Origin of the sequence: Pseudonocardia sp., assembly GCF_025465255.1 — a bacterium.
GTDB lineage: Bacteria > Actinomycetota > Actinomycetes > Mycobacteriales > Pseudonocardiaceae > Pseudonocardia.
Map to the genome: position 1 here is coordinate 1 of NZ_JAODNI010000220.1, position 16,295 is coordinate 16,295.

The following is a 16,295-nucleotide window of genomic DNA, read 5'->3' on the forward strand; positions in this document are numbered from 1 at the left end:
GCCGAAGTGGCAGGTCGAGGGCCTGGTCGACTGGCAGATGCCGGACGACGACGCCTTCACCGACTACCCGCGGCTCACCACGGCGTCGAAGAAGAAGATCCTCGGGCTCAACGCCGCCAAGCTCTACGACATCCCGGTGCCGGCGGAGTGCCAGCTGCCCACCTCGGCGGACGAGCCGATGCAGCCGGGCGAGGAGCTCGTGGAGGACAAGGCGGGGGCGCAGGCGTGACGGATCTGCCTGCCCCCGAGAAGTCGAGGCAGTGGCAGGCTGTGTGGAATGCCTTGGAGACGGTGCTCGACCCGGAGCTGGACGAGCCCATCACGGATCTCGACTTCGTCGAGTCGTGCACCGTCTCCCCCGACGGGGACGTCGCCGTCGGGTTGCGGCTGCCCACGTTCTTCTGCGCGCCCAACTTCTCGTTCCTGATGGTCGCGGACGCCTACGACGCGGTGTCCGCGGTCCCCGGGGTGCGGAACGCGACGGTCACGCTGGCCGATCACCACGCGTCCGACGAGATCAACGGCGGGGTCGCGGCCCACGCGGGCTTCGTCGGGTCCTTCGCCGGTGAGGCGACGGCGGAGCTCGACGAGCTGCGGCGCACATTCCTCACCAAGGCGGCGATGGCCGGTCAGGACCGGGTCGCGCGGCCGCTGGCGGACGCCGGGGTGTTCCCGGAGGAACTGGCGGAGCTCACGCTCGGCGAGATGCCTCCGTCGGAGGAGCTGACCCGTCTCCGCGAGCGTCGTCAGTGGCTCGGCCTGCCCTGCGACGACGACGCCCCGCTGCTGCTGCACGTGGACGGCAGCCGGGTGACGACGGAGCAGGTCCCGCTGCACCTGCGCCGGGCGCGACTGCAGCGGGTCGGGATCGAGACCAACGGCGAGTACTGCAAGTCCCTGTTGCAGACCCGCTACTCGGCGGCGGCCGCAGGACGCAGCTGACGCTGTCCGTGAGCGGTAATCGTCGCCAGGGCGACGATTACCGCGCACGAGCTGCGGGGCAGGCCTCGAGGACGCGGAACAGGTTGTTCAGCCGGTAGCCGCCGGCCTTGGTGCGGAAGCGCGCGAGGCCGGCGGCCGCCGTCTTCCGCACGACAGCGGGTCCGGCCCGGTTCGCGGCGTACCGGCCGATGTCGGACAGCAGCAGCGGGCCCAGCAGCGCGTCCTCGTCCGGGTAGTCGAACGCGCAGGTCACCTCGTCGAGCGCGACGACGTCCAACCCGGCCATACCGGCGATCTTGCGGAACCGGTCCGGCTCGGTCAGCGGCGGTGGCCCACCCGGTGTGCGCCGGGCGTCGCGGGGCGGCAGGAACGCGGCGAGGGACTCCCCGAACGCCCGGACGTCGCACTCCTCCTCACGGCCCCACACGGTCGCGACGATCCGTCCTCCCGGCACGACCAGCCGGGCGGACTCGCGCAGGACCTTCAGCGGGTTCGTGACGTGCGCGAGGACCTGGATGCAGGCGACGACGTCGAACGACCCGTCCGGGAAGTCCGGCCGGTGCGCGTCCCCGGTCCGGAACTCCGCGCCGGGCACCGCGGCGGTCGCCGCGGCCACGGCCCGCCGGTCCTCGTCGATCCCGGTGACGCGCAGGCCGCGGTCGAGCGCGAACGCCGCGAACGCCCCCGGCCCGCACCCGATGTCGAGCACGGACGCGCCCGCGGGGACGCCGTCGAGCGCGCGCGCGTAGAGCGGCAGCCCCCACCCCGCGGGTTCCTCCATGGGCACCTCCGGTGCACGGGGGCGTCAGCCCCAGACGTCCTGCGCCACATCGACGATCAGCCGCAGCTTCGCGATCTCCTCGTCCGGGGTGAGGGAGTTGCCCTCGACGGTGGAGGAGAAGCCGCACTGCGGGGAGAGGCAGAGCTGCTCCAGCGGGACGTACTTCGCGGCCTCGTCGATCCGGCGCTTGAGGGCGTCCGCGTCCTCCAGCCTGCCGTTCTTCGTGGTCACGAGCCCGAGGACGACCTGCTTGCCCGGCGGGACGAAGCGCAGCGGGGCGAACCCGCCGGAGCGCTCGTCGTCGAACTCGCAGAAGAAGCCGTCGACGGCGAGCTCGCCGAAGAGGGCCTCGGCGACGAAGTCGTAGCCGCCCTCGGCCGCCCAGGAGGAGCGGAAGTTCCCGCGGCACATGTGCGTGGTCACGAACAGGTCCGACGGCCGGTCCGCGATCGCCGAATTGATCTGCCTGATGTAGCGCAGGTGCTGGTGCTCGGCGTCGTCGCCCTTGGCGGCCATCTCGGCGCGCTGGGCCGGGTCGTTGAGGTACGCGAGGCTGGTGTCGTCGAGCTGGAGGTAGCGGCAGCCGAGGTCCGCCAGGGCCCGCACCTCGTCCGCGTAGGCGGCGGAGAGGTCGTTCCAGAAATCCTCGACGTCCGGGTACACGCCGCGGTCGATCGCCGCCGTCCCGCCCCGGTAGTGGACCATGCTCGGCGACGGGATCGTCAGCTTCGGGACCGCCGTGGTGGTCTGCTCGGCGAGGAACCGGAACGCGTCGGCGAAGATCGGCTCGCGCAGCCGGACCTTCTCGGTGATCGCCAGGCCGGCCGAGGTGAACGCGCCCTCGCCCTCGGCGTTGATCATGCGGACCCGGATCTGTTCGTCCGTCTTCGTGATCCCGCCGAGCTGATAGATGAAGTCCATGTGCCACGAGGTGCGGCGGAACTCGCCGTCCGTGGCGGCCTGCAGCCCGATCTCCTCCTGCAGCGCGACGACGTCGCGGATCGCGAGGTCCTCCGCCTCGCGGAGCCCGTCGGCGTCCAGCCGGCCCTTGGCGTGCGCGGCCCGGGCGTCGAGGAGGGACTTCGGGCGGAGGAGGGAGCCGACGTGGTCGGCGCGGAAGGGGGGTTCGGTGCGGGGCGCCATGGTCCGAACCTATCGCCGGACCCGCCTCGCCGCCCGGTTCCCGACGAAGATCGACCGAAACGCCGGGAACTGACCGGACCGCGCGATCGCGACGCCCCGGATGGCAAGGTGCAGATCATGGACTTCGGCGTCGTCACCTTCCTGACCGACTACGGGATCGCCCCCCTCGAGCTGGGCCGCGCGGCCGAGGAGCGGGGCTTCGGCTCGCTGTTCCTCACCGAGCACACCCACATCCCGACGAGCCGGACGTCGCCCTGGCCGGGGGGTGCGGAGCTGCCCCGCAAGTATTCGCACACGTACGACCCGTTCGTCGCCCTGGGCGCGATCGCCGCGGTGACCGAGCGGATCACGCTGGGCACCGGGGTCTCGCTGATCAACCAGCATCACCCGATCACGCTGGCCAAGCAGGTGGCGAGCGTCGACCGCCTCTCCGGCGGCCGGTTCGAGCTCGGCGTCGGGCCCGGGTGGAACGCCGAGGAGATGGCGAACCACGGCGCGAACCCGAGGCGGCGGACGGCGGAGATGCTCGAGCGCCTCGACGCGATGCGCCTGATCTGGACGGAGGACGAGCCGGAGTTCCACGGCGAGTTCGTGGACTTCGACCCGATCTGGTCCTGGCCCAAGCCCCTCCGGCTGCCGCCGGTGCTGATCGGCGGGGGCGGGCCGAGCGTCCTCGACCGCGTGCTCTCCCACGGCGACGGTTGGATCCCGCTGCGGGTCCCCGTCTCCGGCCTCGACGAGTTCGGCCGTCGGATCGCCGAGCTGCGGGAACGCGCGGCGAAGATCGACAAGCCGGTGACCGTGACGGTCTACGGCGCGGCCCCGAAGCCGGCGGCGCTCGAGTCCTACGCGGCCGCCGGCGTCGACCGCGTCCTGTTCGAGCTGCAGGACCACGACGGCGCGAAGGACACGCTCACCGAGCTCGACGCCCTCGCCGAGCTCGCTCGCTGACGCCCACGTTCGCGTGCCCACGAACGTCTGCGTGGGCACGCGGACCTGTGCGTCAGCGGTCAGGTCGCGATCGCCGTGCCGGCGCGGCTCGCCCGGTCCGCCGCCTCCCGGACGGCGTGTTCGAGCTCCCAGCGCCGCGCGCCGAACTCCGCCCGGGTGACCGACACCCCGATCGCTCCCGCCGGCGCGCCGCCCGGCCCCCGCACGGCCACCGCGATTCCCGCGACGCCCCGATGGAACTCCTCCACCTCCACCGCCGCCCCGGCGGTGCGCACCCGCAACAGCTCGCGGTCCAGCGCCCGCCGGTCCGCCACCGTGCGCGGGGTGAGCGGGTCCAGCCCGCGCCGCCCCAGGACGTCCGCCAGCGTGGCCGGGGCGAGACCCGCGAGCACCGCCTTGCCCAGGGCCGTCGCGTGCGCCGGCGCGGGCTCGCCGACGCGCAGGTCCAGCGGCCCGGGGTGGTCGGCACACCGGTCGATGTCCGCCACCACCACGTCGACGTCCCGCAGGACGGCCAGGTAGGCGGCCGCGCCGACGCCGGAGTGCAGGTCCGCGAGGACGGCGCGGACGGCCGTCGACGGGCGGACCTGCGCGGTGAGGCTGCGGTGCAGCTCCGCGACCCGGTAGCCGAGCCCGTAGCCCCGCACCGCGTGCAGCCGCACGAGGTACCCCTCCTCGACGAGCGTGCCGAGCGCCCGGTACGCCGTCGGGAGCGGGCAGCCGAGGCGGCGTGCGATGGCCTTCGCGGTGACCCCGTCCCCCGCCGCGGCGACGGCCTCGATCACCCGCAGGGCGCGCAGGACCGAGCCACCGGTCCCGCCGTCCTCGCCCGTCACGGGACTAGTTTTGGGTACTCGTCACCGGAGGGGCAAGCAGTGGAGGACGGCATGGCGGACGACCGGAACATCCGGCACCACATCAGCGAGCTGGTCGAGGAGGAGCACCGTCTCGAGCGCGCCCACATCGGCAAGCCCCTCTCCGAGGAGGAGCAGGCCCGGCTCCAGCTGATCAACGTCGAGCTGGACCGCCTCTGGGACCTGCTCCGCCAGCGGGACGCCCGCCGCGCGGCCGGCGAGGACCCCGACGCGGCGCAGGAGCGGGACCCCTCGGTGGTGGAGAACTACCGGCAGTGAGCCCGGCCCGATCCGCGAACGGAGCCCGATCCGGGGACGGGACCCGGTCCGGCGGGATCCGCCCCGTCTCCCCCGAGGTCCTGGCCGAGCACGTCACCGCATTGGTCACCGCGCGTCCGGGCAGGGTCCGGCTGGTGGTCGACGGCGCCCCGCCGACGGGGCCGGACCGGCTGGCGGCGGCCGTCGTCGAGGCGCTGCGGCCGGCGGGGCGGGCGGCGCTGCACGTCCGCGCGGCTGACTTCCTGCGGCCCGCGTCCGTGCGGCTCGAGTACGGGCACCGGGACGAGGAGATGTTCCTCGACGGCTGGCTCGACGAGGGGGCGTTGCGTCGCGAGGTGCTCGATCCCGCCGCCCCGGACGGCGCCGGCCGGGTGCTCCCCCGGCTGTGGGACGCCGAGCGGGACCGCGCCTACCGCGAGGACTACCGCGACCTGGGCCCGTCCGGGGTGGTCGTGGTGTCGGGCTCGCTGCTCCTGGGCCGGGGCCTGCCCGTCGACATCGCGGTGCACCTGCGCATGGGAGCCGCCCAACTGCACCGCCGGACGCACGCGGACGACCTCTGGACGCTTCCCGTGTTCGAGCGGTACGAGCGCGAACGGGACCCGGGGGGCGTCGCGGACATCCTCGTGATGGCCGATCACCCGGACCGGCCCGCGGTGCGCGGGTGAAGCAGGCCCGGACATGAAGAAAGGCCCCGCGGCTGCGAGGCCTTCGATCATCGGGAGACTACGTCCCGTCGAGAGGAACTGTGGGCGAGGAGGGAGTTGAACCCTCACGTCCTTTCGGACACACGGACCTGAACCGTGCGCGTCTGCCATTCCGCCACTCGCCCTGGCGAGAGAAAAGCTAGCACGGGGCCGTTCCGGAGCCCTGCACGGGGGGTCCCCTCGCGTCGGCCGGGACCCCTGACCGGAGCGCCCGGAACGATCTTCGCCGTGATCACCCCGCGCCGACCGGCCGTGCTGTGCCTGGCGTCACACCACTCCGCGAACCGGGCTCCGAGTCCGACCGAGACGGGCTCGTGACCTGCACGTCACCGCTTTTCATCCCCCTGTCACCATGAGCCCCCGGTCGGGCGTCACCACCCGACCGGCTAGCACAGATACGATCGTGCCTGCCGGTAACACGCCGATGCGAACGGAGGAAGGTCGTTGGGCCGCGTCGATCGTTTCGAACGCCGTCTCCAGGGGATGGTGGGCGACGCCTTCGCGCGGGTCTTCGGAGGCAGTGTCGTTCCCCAGGAAGTCGCACAGGCACTGCTCAGGGAAGCCGAGGATCACATCGAGCCGCTCGCGGGAGGGCGCCTGCTGGCACCCAACCGGTACGTCGTGCAGCTCAGCCCCAGCGATCTCGATCGCATGGCCGGCGACGTGGAGGGTTCGGCGGCGGTCGTCGACTCGTTGTCCTCCCACGTCGCCGAACAACTCGCCGACCAGGGATGGGACACCTACGGCGAGGTCGTAGTCTTTCTGGAGCGCTCCGAGGCGCTGCACACGGGACAGTTCCGCACCCGCTCGTCCGTGGACCCCGACGCTTCCCGCCGGACCGCCGTTCGAGCTCGCAACGCAGGAGAAGCACCCATGAGCCAGCAACCGGGCCACCCCGAGGAGAACGGGCAGTACGGCTACGACCGTGGCGCCCCCGGCGGATACGGCCAGCAGACCTACGCACCTCCGGCGGGCGACCGCCGGGAGGGGCAGGGCCAGCAGTACGACCAGCAGGGCAACGCCTACGGCGCGCAGCAGGGTGGCGCCTACGGCCAACAGGGGTACGACCAGCAGGGCGGGCACGGCCAGCAGGGTGGCTACGGCGCCCAGCAGGGCGGCGCCTACGGAGACCAGCAGTACGGCGGCCAGCAGGGCTACCAGCAGGGCGGCTACCAGCAGCCCGGTCCCGGCCAGCCCGGATACGACCCGGGCTACGACGGCGGGCAACAGGGCGGCTACGGCGGCCAGGGCTACGCCGGTCAGCCCGGGTACGGCGGCCAGCAGCCGGGCTACGGCGGCCAGCAGTACGACCAGGGCTACGACGGCGGGTACGGCCAGCAGTACGACCAGGGCTACGACGGCGGGTACGGCCAGCAGGGCTACGCCGGCGCGCAGCAGGGCGGGTACGCCGGGGGGCAGCAGCAGGGCTGGGGCGGCGCGGGCTACGGCCAGGCGCTGCAGGCGTCGATCACCCTCGACGACGGCTCCGGCCGCAGCTACCAGCTGACCGAGGGCACCCACGTCGTCGGCCGCGGCCAGGACTCGAACTTCCGGCTCCCGGACACCGGCGTCTCGCGCCGGCACCTGGAGATCAGTTGGGACGGGCAGGCCGCGACGCTGTCGGACCTGGGCTCCACCAACGGCACCACCGTGAACGGCAACCCGGTGCAGCAGTGGCAGCTCAACGACGGTGACGTGGTCCGGGTCGGGCACTCGAGCCTGGTCTTCCGGGCCCAGGCCTGAGCGCCGCCCGGAGCGCGGGAGCGGCGCGCCGGGGACGGCGGACCGGACGTGTCGGCACGTGTTGCTACGGTCCGCGCCGGGAGAGACCGGCGCGGCCACCTGGCTTGCGCCGATGATCCGTCCGGATCGTCGGTCGGACAGACGTGGATCGGGGTAGGCGACGAGTGCCCGAGTTGGTGCTGCAGCTGACCAGAGCGGGCTTCCTCGCCCTCCTCTGGCTGTTCGTGCTGGTCGCCCTGCGGGTGGTTCGCTCCGACCTCTACGCGGCGTCGGGGCTGCGGGCGATCATGCCCGGCGGCGGGCGGGTCACCGCCCGGTCGGGTCGTGCCCGCGCGGCCCGTCAGCTCCTGGTCACCCAGGGGCCGCTGGCGGGCAGCCGGATCACCCTGGACTCCCGGCCGATCCTGATCGGCCGGGCGGACGACTCCACGCTGAAGCTGGACGACGACTACGCCTCCACCCGGCACGCGCGGATCAGCCAGCAGGGCGAGGAGTGGTACGTCGAGGATCTCGGGTCGACGAACGGCACGTATCTCGATCGGGCTAAGGTCACCGGTCCCACCCGGGTACCGCTCGGGACCCCTGTCCGTATCGGCAAGACGGTGATCGAGCTGCGCTCATGACGCTGGTCCTTCGCTACTCCGCCCGCAGCGACCGCGGCCTGGTCCGGCAGAACAACCAGGACGCGGTGTACGCCGGCCCGCGCCTGCTCGCCCTCGCCGACGGCATGGGCGGACACGCAGCCGGAGAGGTCGCGTCCTCGCTGGTCATCTCGGCGCTCGCCCCCCTGGACGAGGACGACCCGGGCGACGACCTGCTCGCCGAGCTCCGGGACGCCACCTTCCTGGGCAACGCCGCGATCACCCGGCACGTCGCCGAGGCGCCGGACCTCGAAGGCATGGGCACCACGCTCACCGCGATCCTCTTCGCCGGTTCGCGGCTCGGGATGGTGCACGTCGGGGACTCCCGCTGCTACCAGCTCCGCGGCGGGGAGTTCACCCAGATCACCAAGGACGACACGTTCGTCCAGTCCCTGATCGACGAGGGTCGGATCACCGAGGAGGAGGCGCACACGCACCCGCAGCGCTCGCTGCTGCTGCGCGCCATCACCGGCCAGGAGGTCGAGCCCTCGCTGACGATCCGCGAGGCCCGCGCCGGGGACCGCTATCTGCTCTGCTCCGACGGGCTGTCCGGCCCGGTCAGCGACGAGACGCTCGCGGACACCCTGCGCGAGTACCGGGACCCCCGCGAGTGTGCGGACCGGCTGATCGAGCTGGCGCTGCGCGGCGGCGGCCCGGACAACATCACCTGCATCGTCGCGGACGTCCTGGACGTGGACTACGGGGACGTCGCGCCGATCGTCGGGGGTTCGGTCGGCAACGGCCTGGACGACGAGCGGCCGGGCGCGGACACCGCCGCCTCCCGCGCGGCGGCCACCACGCTCCCCCGGGCCCTGCCGCGCCGCCTCGAGCCCGCCCAGGTCGCCGAGCCCCCGCGCCGGCGGAGCCGCTGGAAGATCGTCGCCGCGCTGGTCGCGGTGCTGGTGGTGCTCGGGGTGGGCGGGATGCTGGCCCGCGGCTGGGTGCTGCAGCAGTACTACGTCGGTGTCCGGGCCGAGCAGGTCGTGATCTACCAGGGCGTGCGCGGCAGTGTGCTCGGCCTGCCGCTGCAGACGGTGGCCGAGACCACGGACATCACGCTCCCCGACCTGCCCGAGGACCTGCGGACGTCGGTCCGGGACGGGATCGTCGCGACGGACGGCCTGGTGAGCGCCCGCGGCACCGTCCAGCGCCTACGGGACCGGATGCTGCCGATGTGTCCGGAGGCCACCACCCCGACGGTCGTGGTCCCGGCGCCGCCCGTGGACCCCGCCGCCCCGCCCGTCGAGACCACGCCGTTGCAGACCGTGGCCCCCGAGCCGGGGACGACCTGCCGGCCGGCGACCTGATGGCCCCGAACGTCGGCACTCCGGACGTCGGGACCGGCCGCCCCGCCGCGAACCCGTCGTCGGCCCCCGCGCTCCCCACCGGGCGCGGAATCGAGCTGGTCCTGCTCGCCTTCGCCGCGGTGACGACGACGGCGGCCCTCGTGCTCGTCGAGGCCAACCAGGAGCAGCAGCTCACCAGCTCGCTCGTCTACGTCGGGCTGGCGTACCTGGCGCTGTTCGGGATCGCGCACCTTGCCGTCCGGAAGTGGGCCCCGTACGCGGACCCGCTGATCCTGCCGTCGGTCGCCCTTCTCAACGGCCTGGGCCTGGTGATGATCCACCGCCTGGACCTGGCGGACGCGGACCGCGCCGCGCTGACCGGTGGGGACGTCCCGGCCGCGCTGATCACCCGGCAGGTCGCCTGGACCACGGTCGGGCTGGCCCTGTTCATCGCGGTGCTGTGGTTCGTCAAGGACCACCGGGCGCTGTCGCGCTACACCTACACCGCCGGCTTCGCCGGGCTCGTCCTGCTGGCCCTGCCCGGCCTGCTGCCGTCGTCGCTCTCCGAGGTCAACGGCGCGAAGATCTGGCTGCGGCTGGGCATCTTCTCGATCCAGCCCGGCGAGTTCGCGAAGCTGCTGCTGATCGTCTTCTTCGCCGGGTTCCTCGTGCAGAAACGGGACCTGTTCGCGACGGCCGGGCGCCGGTTCCTCGGCATGGAGCTGCCGCGCGCCCGGGACCTGGCGCCTCTGCTCGTCGCCTGGGGGCTCTCGGTCGGCGTGCTCGTCGTCGAGCGGGACCTCGGCACGTCGCTGCTGTTCTTCGGGATCCTGCTGGTGCTGCTCTACGCGGCCACCGAGCGGGTGTCCTGGATGATCATCGGCCTGGCGTTCTTCGCCGCCGGCGCGACGGTCGCGTACCAGCTGTTCGGGCACGTCCAGGTCCGCGTGCAGGTGTGGCTGGACCCCTTCGCGGACTTCGACAACCGCGGCTACCAGATCGGCCAGGCCCTGTTCGGGCTCGGCACCGGCGGCGTCGGCGGCACCGGGCTCGGCGCGGGCCGGCCGGACCTCGTGCCCTTCGCCGAGAGCGACTTCATGCTCTCCACGCTCGGGGAGGAGCTGGGCCTGATCGGCCTGGCCGCGATCCTCGTCGTCTACCTCGTCATGATCACCCGCGGGCTCCGGTCCGCCCTGGCCGTGCGGGACAGCTTCGGAAAGCTGCTCGCCACCGGGATGTCCTTCGTCATCGCGCTGCAGACGTTCGTCGTCATCGGCGGGGTCTCGAAGCTCATCCCGCTCACCGGCCTGACCCTGCCGTTCCTGTCCTACGGAGGCTCGTCCCTCGTCGCGAACTACGCCCTGGTGGCACTGCTGCTGCGCATCTCGAACGCGGCGCGCGCACCGCTGACCCGGCGACCCGTTCAGCCGCAGGCACCGATCGCCGAGGCCAGCACGGAGTTCGTCCAGCGTCCGGAAGTCAAGAAGGCCGACACGTGAACACCCCGATCCGCCGCATCGCCATCGCCGTGATGGCGCTGATCCTGATGCTGCTGGGCAACCTGACCTACGTCCAGGTCGTCAAGGCCGGGGACTACCGCAGTGACCCGCGCAACCAGCGCGTGCTGCTGGCCGAGTACGCGCGCAAGCGCGGCCAGATCAGCGCGGACGGCCAGGTTCTCGCCCAGAGCGTCGCGACGAACGATCGGCTGAAGTACCAGCGTCAGTACACGAACGGGCCCGCCTACGCGCCGCTGACCGGCTACTACTCGGTCGTCTACAGCTCCAGCGGGATCGAGCGGTACTCGGACTCCGTGCTCAACGGCAGCGACGACCGGCTCTTCGGCCGCAGGCTCTCGGACCTGATCACCGGCCGGGACCCGAGCGGCGGCAACGTCGTCCTGACGATCCGGCCGTCGGTGCAGGAGCGCGCCTACAAGGAGCTGGCGGACAGGGGATACGCCGGCGCCGTGGTGGCCCTCAACCCGCAGACCGGCGAGATCCTCGCGATGGCCTCGACGCCGTCGTACGACCCGAACCCACTCGCCAGTCACAGCTCGTCGGCGCAGCAGAAGGCCTGGGCGGACGCGAACGCCACGCAGCCGCCGACGCTGGTCAACCGGGCGATCTCGGAGACCTATCCCCCGGGCTCGACGTTCAAGCTGATCGACACCGCGGCCGCCCTGCAGAACGGCTACACGCCGGACAGCCAGCTCACGGCGGCCTCCAACATCACGCTGACCAACACGAACACCACGCTGGAGAACTTCGCCGGGACGCCCTGCGGGACCGGTGCGACCGCCTCGCTGCGGGACGCCCTGGCCCGTTCCTGCAACACCGCGTTCGCCGAGCTCGCCGGGAACCTCGGCGAGGACAAGATCCGCGCGCAGGCGGAGGCGTTCGGGATCGGCCAGTCCGATCTGACGGTCCCGATGCCCGTCACCGGGTCGTCGCTGGGGGACATCCCGGACACCGCCGCGCTGCAGCAGTCCGGCATCGGGCAGCGGGACGTGCGGATGACCCCGCTCCAGAACGCCATGGTGGTCGCCTCCATCGCCAACGGCGGGCAGACGATGGCTCCGCACCTGGTCAAGGAGATCCAGGGACCCGCGCTGGACGTCCTGGACACCACCCAGCCGGACCGGCTCGGCCGCTCGATGCCGGCGAACGTCGCCTCCACCCTGACGGACCTGATGGTCGGTTCGGAGAACCGGACACAGGGCGGCGGCAAGATCACCGGTGTGCAGATCGCGTCCAAGACCGGGACGGCGGAGCACGGCACGGACCCCAAGAACACCCCGCCGCACGCCTGGTACGTGGCATTCGCCCCGGCCCAGAACCCGACGGTGGCCGTGGCCGTGCTCGTGGAGAACGGCGGGAACCGGGCGCTCGAGGCCACCGGCGGCTCGGTCGCCGCACCCGTCGGCCGCGCGGTGATCGCGGAGGCGCTGCGGGGTGGGCGATGAGGCAGCAGCCACCGAGCGGGGGGCCACCGGCCGGGGCCGCCCCGTGAGCGGTCCGGGAGCCCTGGCGGCGGGGCAACGGATCGCGGACCGCTACGAGCTGGGCCGGCGCATCGCCGTCGGCGGGATGGGCGAGGTCTGGGAGGCCTCGGACATCCGGCTGGGCCGGGACGTCGCGGTGAAGGTGCTGCGCCCCGAGCTCTCCGACGACCCGGAGTTCCTGCACCGCTTCCGGGTCGAGGCGCGCACGGTGGCGTCCCTGAACCACTCCGGCGTCGCGTCGATCCACGACTACGGCGAGGACGACGCGCCGCAGGAGAACCGGCGCACCGCCTACCTGGTGATGGAGCTGGTCCGCGGCGAGCCGCTGTCCGCCCGGATCGCCCGCGGCCCGATCGACACCGAGGAGACGCTGCGGATCGTCGAGCAGGCGGCGCACGCGCTGCACGCCGCGCACGAGCGCGGGTACGTGCACCGCGACGTCAAGCCCGGGAACATCCTGCTGCGCGTCGACGGCACGGTGAAGCTCACGGACTTCGGCATCGCCAAGGCCGCCAACGCCGTCCCGGTCACCCGGTCCGGGATGGTGATGGGCACGGCGCACTACATCGCTCCCGAGCAGGCCAGCGGGGGGGAGGCGGGTCCCGAGGGGGACGTGTACTCCCTCGGCATCGTCGGCTACGAGTGCCTGGCCGGGCACCGCCCTTTTCGCGCGGACAACGCGGTGGCCGTCGCGATGATGCAGGTGCGGGACGAGCCGCCGCCGCTGCCGGACACCGTGCCCGAGCATGTCCGCTCGCTCATCGCGGCGGTGCTGGTCAAGGACCCGGCGCGGCGCTATGCCGACGGCGAGGAGTTCGCCGCCGCGGTCGCCGCCGTGCGCCGTGGCGAGGGCCCGCCGGTCCCGGTGCGGATCTCCGGTGCCTCCGGTTCGACGCCGGCCTCCCCGGCGAGCGGCCCCGTCGCGACGGTGTCGCCGAGCACCCGGCGCCCCGCAGGTTCCCGGCCCGGCACCGACGGTCCGGACACCGGCGCCCGCGCCGTGGACCGGGCCGAGCGGAAGCGGAGCCGGCGCGCCGAGAAGGCGGCCAGGCGACGCAAGGACGAGAAGGAGCGCGCCGCCGGGTCCGCCCCCGCCGTCCCGGAGCGGCAGGAGCCCGCGCCGGACCGGAGGACCGACCTGCGGAGACCGGCGGTGGAGACGTCCGCGGCCCGGGCGCCGTCGGCCACCCGGACCGCCACCCCGCCCCCCGCCGAGCCGGTCGCCGAGCCCTCGGTGGACACCGGCGGGCGGCACGCCGTCGAGAACGCGGCCGTCCGGGCACCGGACGACGCGGGCGACACCCTCGCCGAGCCGGGCACGACCGGTCCGCGCAGCGGCCCGGGTGCCGTCGCGTCCCCGGCCGCCTCCTCGTCGGGGACCGCGGCATCGGCCGCGCCCCCGACCCCCGCACCCCGGACCCCCGCACCCCGGACCCCCGCACCGCCGACCCCCGCACCGCCGACCCCACCCGGGTGGGGCGCACACGCGGACCCGCCGCGGACCTCCGGGCCGCCGACGGGCCCCGGGGCACGCCCGGGGACGCCCGCCCACTCGATCCCGCACGTGGCCCGCATCACGGACCGCCCGCCCGTCCCGCCGGCCCCGCCCACGGAGCCGTTGCGGCTGGTCCCGAGCTCGCGGGGGACCAGTTCGGTGCTGGTCGTGCTGTTCGTCGTCGTCCTGCTGGCGGCCATCGCGCTGGCGGTGTTCGCGGTGCCCCGGCTCTTCGACGAGGCCGACGGCACTCCGACGACGAGCGGTTTGCCCGGTAGCGTCTCGAGCCGGGTGGCCGTCCTCGCCGGTTCGGCGGTGGCCGACCCTCCCGCACGACGGTTCGTCGCGGCGATCGATCCGGGGGAGGCCCGGTGAGCCCGCACAGCGGGCGACCCGGCGCAGACCGATGGTCGGCCATGCGAGCCGAGCACCACCCCGTCGTGCCACCCGGCATGATGAACCGAACCTCCCGAGCGCACAGGAATCGGCACCGATGACGACCCCCCGACTGCTGTCCGAACGCTACGAACTGGGCGAGACGCTCGGTTACGGCGGCATGTCCGAGGTCCACCGCGGCATGGACACGCGGCTGAGCCGCGACGTCGCCGTCAAGGTGCTGCGCGCGGACCTCGCGCGGGACCCGCAGTTCCAGATCCGGTTCCGACGCGAGGCGCAGAACGCGGCGGCGCTGAACCACCCGGCGATCGTCGCGGTGTACGACACCGGCGAGGTGCAGAGCGAGTTCGGCCCGCTCCCCTACATCGTCATGGAGTACGTCGACGGGCAGACGCTGCGCGAGGTCGTGAAGACCTCCGGCCCGATCCCGCAGCAGCGGGTCATCGAGGTCATGGCGGACGTGTGCGCGGCGCTGGACTTCAGCCACAAGCACAGCATCATCCACCGTGACGTGAAGCCGGCGAACATCATGATCACCCGCACCGGCGCGGTGAAGGTGATGGACTTCGGCATCGCCCGCGCGCTCGGCGAGGGCCAGAACGTCACGCAGACCGCGGCCGTCATCGGCACCGCGCAGTACCTCTCCCCCGAGCAGGCGCGCGGCGAGGCGGTCGACGCCCGGTCGGATGTCTACGCCGCCGGCTGCGTGGTCTTCGAACTGCTGACGGGCGAGCCGCCCTTCACCGGGGACACCCCGGTCGCGGTCGCCTACCAGCACGTCCGGGAGGACCCGCGACGCCCGTCGGAGGTCAACCCGCAGGTTCCGCCGTCGCTGGACGCCGTGGTGCTCAAGGCACTGAGCAAGAACCCGGCCAACCGGTACCAGTCGGCCGCGGAGATGCGTGCGGACCTGATCCGGGTGCGCAACGGCCAGCAGCCGCTCGCACCGATGGTGATGACCGAGGAGGAGCGCACCACGTTCCTCAACGCGGACACGAACGGCGGCGCCACCCGGCGGATCGCGGCGGCCGGGGGTGGTGGCGGTGGCCGCCACACCGTGTCGCCCGGCGAGGTGCAGCCCTGGCAGGACGAGCCGGAGAGCAAGCACACCGGCCGCAAGATCGGTGTCGGTATCGCGGTCGCGGCGGTGCTGGCCCTCCTCGCGTTCGTCGCGTTCGAGGTCTTCGGCAGCCCCTCGACGCCCACCCAGATCGCCGTGCCGAACGTCGTCGGCGCGCTCCCGGACGCCGCGCGCGCCCAGATCTCCACCGCCGGCCTGCTCGTGAACCTCAAGCAGGAGCCGTCGACGGTCGAACTGAACGGCAAGGTCACGCGCACGGACCCGGCGTCGAACGTGCAGGTCGCGGAGCGCAGCACCGTCACCATCTTCGTCGGCACCGGCCCGGCGCAGGCCACCGTGCCTGCGCTGGACGGCAAGAGTCCCGCCGAGGCACAGACGCTGCTCGAGGCGCGCGGGCTGACGCTGGGAAACCAGACGGAGCAGGAGACGGCGGACGAGAGCAAGGTCGGGAAGATCCTCTCCTCGAACCCGGCCGCGGGTGTGGACGCCCCCGGTGGCAGCGCCGTCGCGGTCGTCCTCGGCAAGGAGCAGACCACCGTCGCGGTCCCGGACGTCAGCGGACAGACGGAGGACCAGGCCAAGCAGACGCTCACCAACGCGGGCTTCCAGACCCAGAGCACCCAGGTCGACGGCGCGGGCGAGGAGGGCTCGGTCGTGGGCACGAACCCGCAGGCCGGCTCCCGGGTGCAGAAGGGCAGCACCATCACGCTGCAGGTCTCGAAGGGCAACCGGGTCGAGATGCCCAACGTGGTGGGCCAGACCGTCAACGACGCGGCGAGGACCCTCAGCGCTGCCGGCATCAACAAGAACGTGCAGGCGCAGGGCCAGCAGGTCTCGGACTCCTCGCAGAACAACCGCGTCCTCGCCCAGTCCGTCCCCGCCGGCACCGCCATCGACCCGGACAACACCCAGATCACCCTGACGATCGGGCAGTCGGGCAACGGGGGCGGCGGCGACAACGGCGGCGGCGACGGCCTGTTCGGGAACTAGGC

13 protein-coding genes, 1 tRNA gene and 2 pseudogenes are annotated in these 16,295 nt (G+C 73.1%); 12 read left to right on the forward strand and 4 right to left on the reverse strand.

The features are described from left to right. A pseudogene (locus JWP64_RS27270) lies at positions 1 to 229 on the forward strand (amidohydrolase); the annotation flags it as partial. Next, the gene (locus JWP64_RS27275; RefSeq protein WP_297502801.1) at positions 226 to 942 is read left to right on the forward strand and encodes an iron-sulfur cluster assembly protein; all 717 of its coding nucleotides are present in this window, start codon (positions 226 to 228) and stop codon (positions 940 to 942) included. The pseudogene JWP64_RS27270 and the gene JWP64_RS27275, both read left to right, overlap by 4 nt. A gap of 37 nt (positions 943 to 979) precedes the next feature. Here the strand turns inward: JWP64_RS27275 and JWP64_RS27280 are convergent, their stop codons facing one another. Further along, positions 980 to 1,723: a class I SAM-dependent methyltransferase gene (locus tag JWP64_RS27280; protein WP_297502802.1), complete on the reverse strand. Its 744-nt coding sequence runs from the start codon at positions 1,721 to 1,723 to the stop codon at positions 980 to 982. A 24-nt stretch (positions 1,724 to 1,747) separates the two neighbouring features. Beyond that, on the reverse strand, positions 1,748 to 2,866 hold the full coding sequence (locus tag JWP64_RS27285) for a 5-methyltetrahydropteroyltriglutamate--homocysteine S-methyltransferase (protein WP_297502803.1): 1,119 nt from the start codon (positions 2,864 to 2,866) through the stop codon (positions 1,748 to 1,750). Between the two features lie 117 nt (positions 2,867 to 2,983). On the opposite strand from JWP64_RS27285, the gene JWP64_RS27290 reads away from it, so the two are divergent. Next, positions 2,984 to 3,817 (forward strand): LLM class F420-dependent oxidoreductase, encoded by an 834-nt coding sequence (locus JWP64_RS27290; protein ID WP_297502804.1) that lies wholly within the window; start codon positions 2,984 to 2,986, stop codon positions 3,815 to 3,817. Between the two features lie 59 nt (positions 3,818 to 3,876). Here JWP64_RS27290 and JWP64_RS27295 read toward each other — a convergent pair whose 3' ends face one another. Next, complete coding sequence (locus JWP64_RS27295) at positions 3,877 to 4,653, reverse strand: IclR family transcriptional regulator (RefSeq protein WP_297502805.1); 777 nt, start codon at positions 4,651 to 4,653, stop codon at positions 3,877 to 3,879. A 51-nt stretch (positions 4,654 to 4,704) separates the two neighbouring features. Here JWP64_RS27295 and JWP64_RS27300 point away from each other — a divergent pair, with 51 nt between their 5' ends. Both JWP64_RS27300 and JWP64_RS27305 read left to right on the forward strand, forming a co-directional pair. Continuing rightward, the gene (locus JWP64_RS27300; protein ID WP_297502806.1) at positions 4,705 to 4,950 is read left to right on the forward strand and encodes a DUF2630 family protein; all 246 of its coding nucleotides are present in this window, start codon (positions 4,705 to 4,707) and stop codon (positions 4,948 to 4,950) included. After that, positions 4,947 to 5,618, forward strand: a complete 672-nt coding sequence (locus JWP64_RS27305; protein ID WP_297502808.1) for a uridine kinase — start codon at positions 4,947 to 4,949, stop codon at positions 5,616 to 5,618. Before JWP64_RS27300 ends, JWP64_RS27305 begins: the two co-directional genes overlap by 4 nt. Before the next feature lie 81 nt (positions 5,619 to 5,699). Here JWP64_RS27305 and JWP64_RS27310 read toward each other — a convergent pair. Beyond that, a tRNA-Leu gene (locus JWP64_RS27310) sits at positions 5,700 to 5,782 on the reverse strand. 319 nt (positions 5,783 to 6,101) lie between these two features. Between JWP64_RS27310 and JWP64_RS27315 the strand changes: the two genes are divergently transcribed. From JWP64_RS27315 to pknB, 7 genes and pseudogenes are all read left to right on the forward strand, one after another. Further along, positions 6,102 to 7,400 carry a DUF3662 and FHA domain-containing protein gene (locus JWP64_RS27315; protein WP_297502810.1) on the forward strand — a complete coding sequence of 433 codons (1,299 nt, stop codon included), beginning with the start codon at positions 6,102 to 6,104 and terminating at the stop codon, positions 7,398 to 7,400. Between the two features lie 164 nt (positions 7,401 to 7,564). Then, positions 7,565 to 8,023 carry an FHA domain-containing protein gene (locus JWP64_RS27320; protein WP_297502812.1) on the forward strand — a complete coding sequence of 153 codons (459 nt, stop codon included), beginning with the start codon at positions 7,565 to 7,567 and terminating at the stop codon, positions 8,021 to 8,023. Next, positions 8,020 to 9,348 (forward strand): PP2C family serine/threonine-protein phosphatase, encoded by a 1,329-nt coding sequence (locus JWP64_RS27325; RefSeq protein WP_297502814.1) that lies wholly within the window; start codon positions 8,020 to 8,022, stop codon positions 9,346 to 9,348. Before JWP64_RS27320 ends, JWP64_RS27325 begins: the two co-directional genes overlap by 4 nt. Then, positions 9,348 to 10,826, forward strand: coding sequence for an FtsW/RodA/SpoVE family cell cycle protein (locus tag JWP64_RS27330; RefSeq protein ID WP_297502817.1), 1,479 nt, complete (start codon positions 9,348 to 9,350; stop codon positions 10,824 to 10,826). Before JWP64_RS27325 ends, JWP64_RS27330 begins: the two co-directional genes overlap by 1 nt. Continuing rightward, positions 10,823 to 12,292, forward strand: coding sequence for a penicillin-binding protein 2 (locus tag JWP64_RS27335; RefSeq protein ID WP_297502819.1), 1,470 nt, complete (start codon positions 10,823 to 10,825; stop codon positions 12,290 to 12,292). The genes JWP64_RS27330 and JWP64_RS27335 overlap by 4 nt, the downstream gene beginning before the upstream one ends. 61 nt (positions 12,293 to 12,353) lie before the next feature. Continuing rightward, positions 12,354 to 13,178 (forward strand): annotated as a pseudogene (locus JWP64_RS27340) (serine/threonine-protein kinase); the annotation flags it as partial. Between the two features lie 1,141 nt (positions 13,179 to 14,319). Continuing rightward, positions 14,320 to 16,293 carry a Stk1 family PASTA domain-containing Ser/Thr kinase gene (gene pknB / locus JWP64_RS27345; RefSeq protein ID WP_297502821.1) on the forward strand — a complete coding sequence of 658 codons (1,974 nt, stop codon included), beginning with the start codon at positions 14,320 to 14,322 and terminating at the stop codon, positions 16,291 to 16,293. Positions 16,294 to 16,295 lie beyond the last annotated feature (2 nt).

Bases quoted from the DNA above. Each gene is read 5' to 3' on its own strand.
- JWP64_RS27280 (WP_297502802.1), bottom strand. From the start codon at position 1,723: ATGGAGGAACCCGCGGGGTGGGGGCTGCCGCTCTACGCGCGCGCGCTC.
- JWP64_RS27285 (WP_297502803.1), bottom strand. From the start codon at position 2,866: ATGGCGCCCCGCACCGAACCCCCCTTCCGCGCCGACCACGTCGGCTCC.
- JWP64_RS27290 (WP_297502804.1), top strand. From the start codon at position 2,984: ATGGACTTCGGCGTCGTCACCTTCCTGACCGACTACGGGATCGCCCCC.
- JWP64_RS27300 (WP_297502806.1), top strand. From the start codon at position 4,705: ATGGCGGACGACCGGAACATCCGGCACCACATCAGCGAGCTGGTCGAG.
- JWP64_RS27325 (WP_297502814.1), top strand. From the start codon at position 8,020: ATGACGCTGGTCCTTCGCTACTCCGCCCGCAGCGACCGCGGCCTGGTC.
- JWP64_RS27330 (WP_297502817.1), top strand. From the start codon at position 9,348: ATGGCCCCGAACGTCGGCACTCCGGACGTCGGGACCGGCCGCCCCGCC.
- pknB (WP_297502821.1), top strand. From the start codon at position 14,320: ATGACGACCCCCCGACTGCTGTCCGAACGCTACGAACTGGGCGAGACG.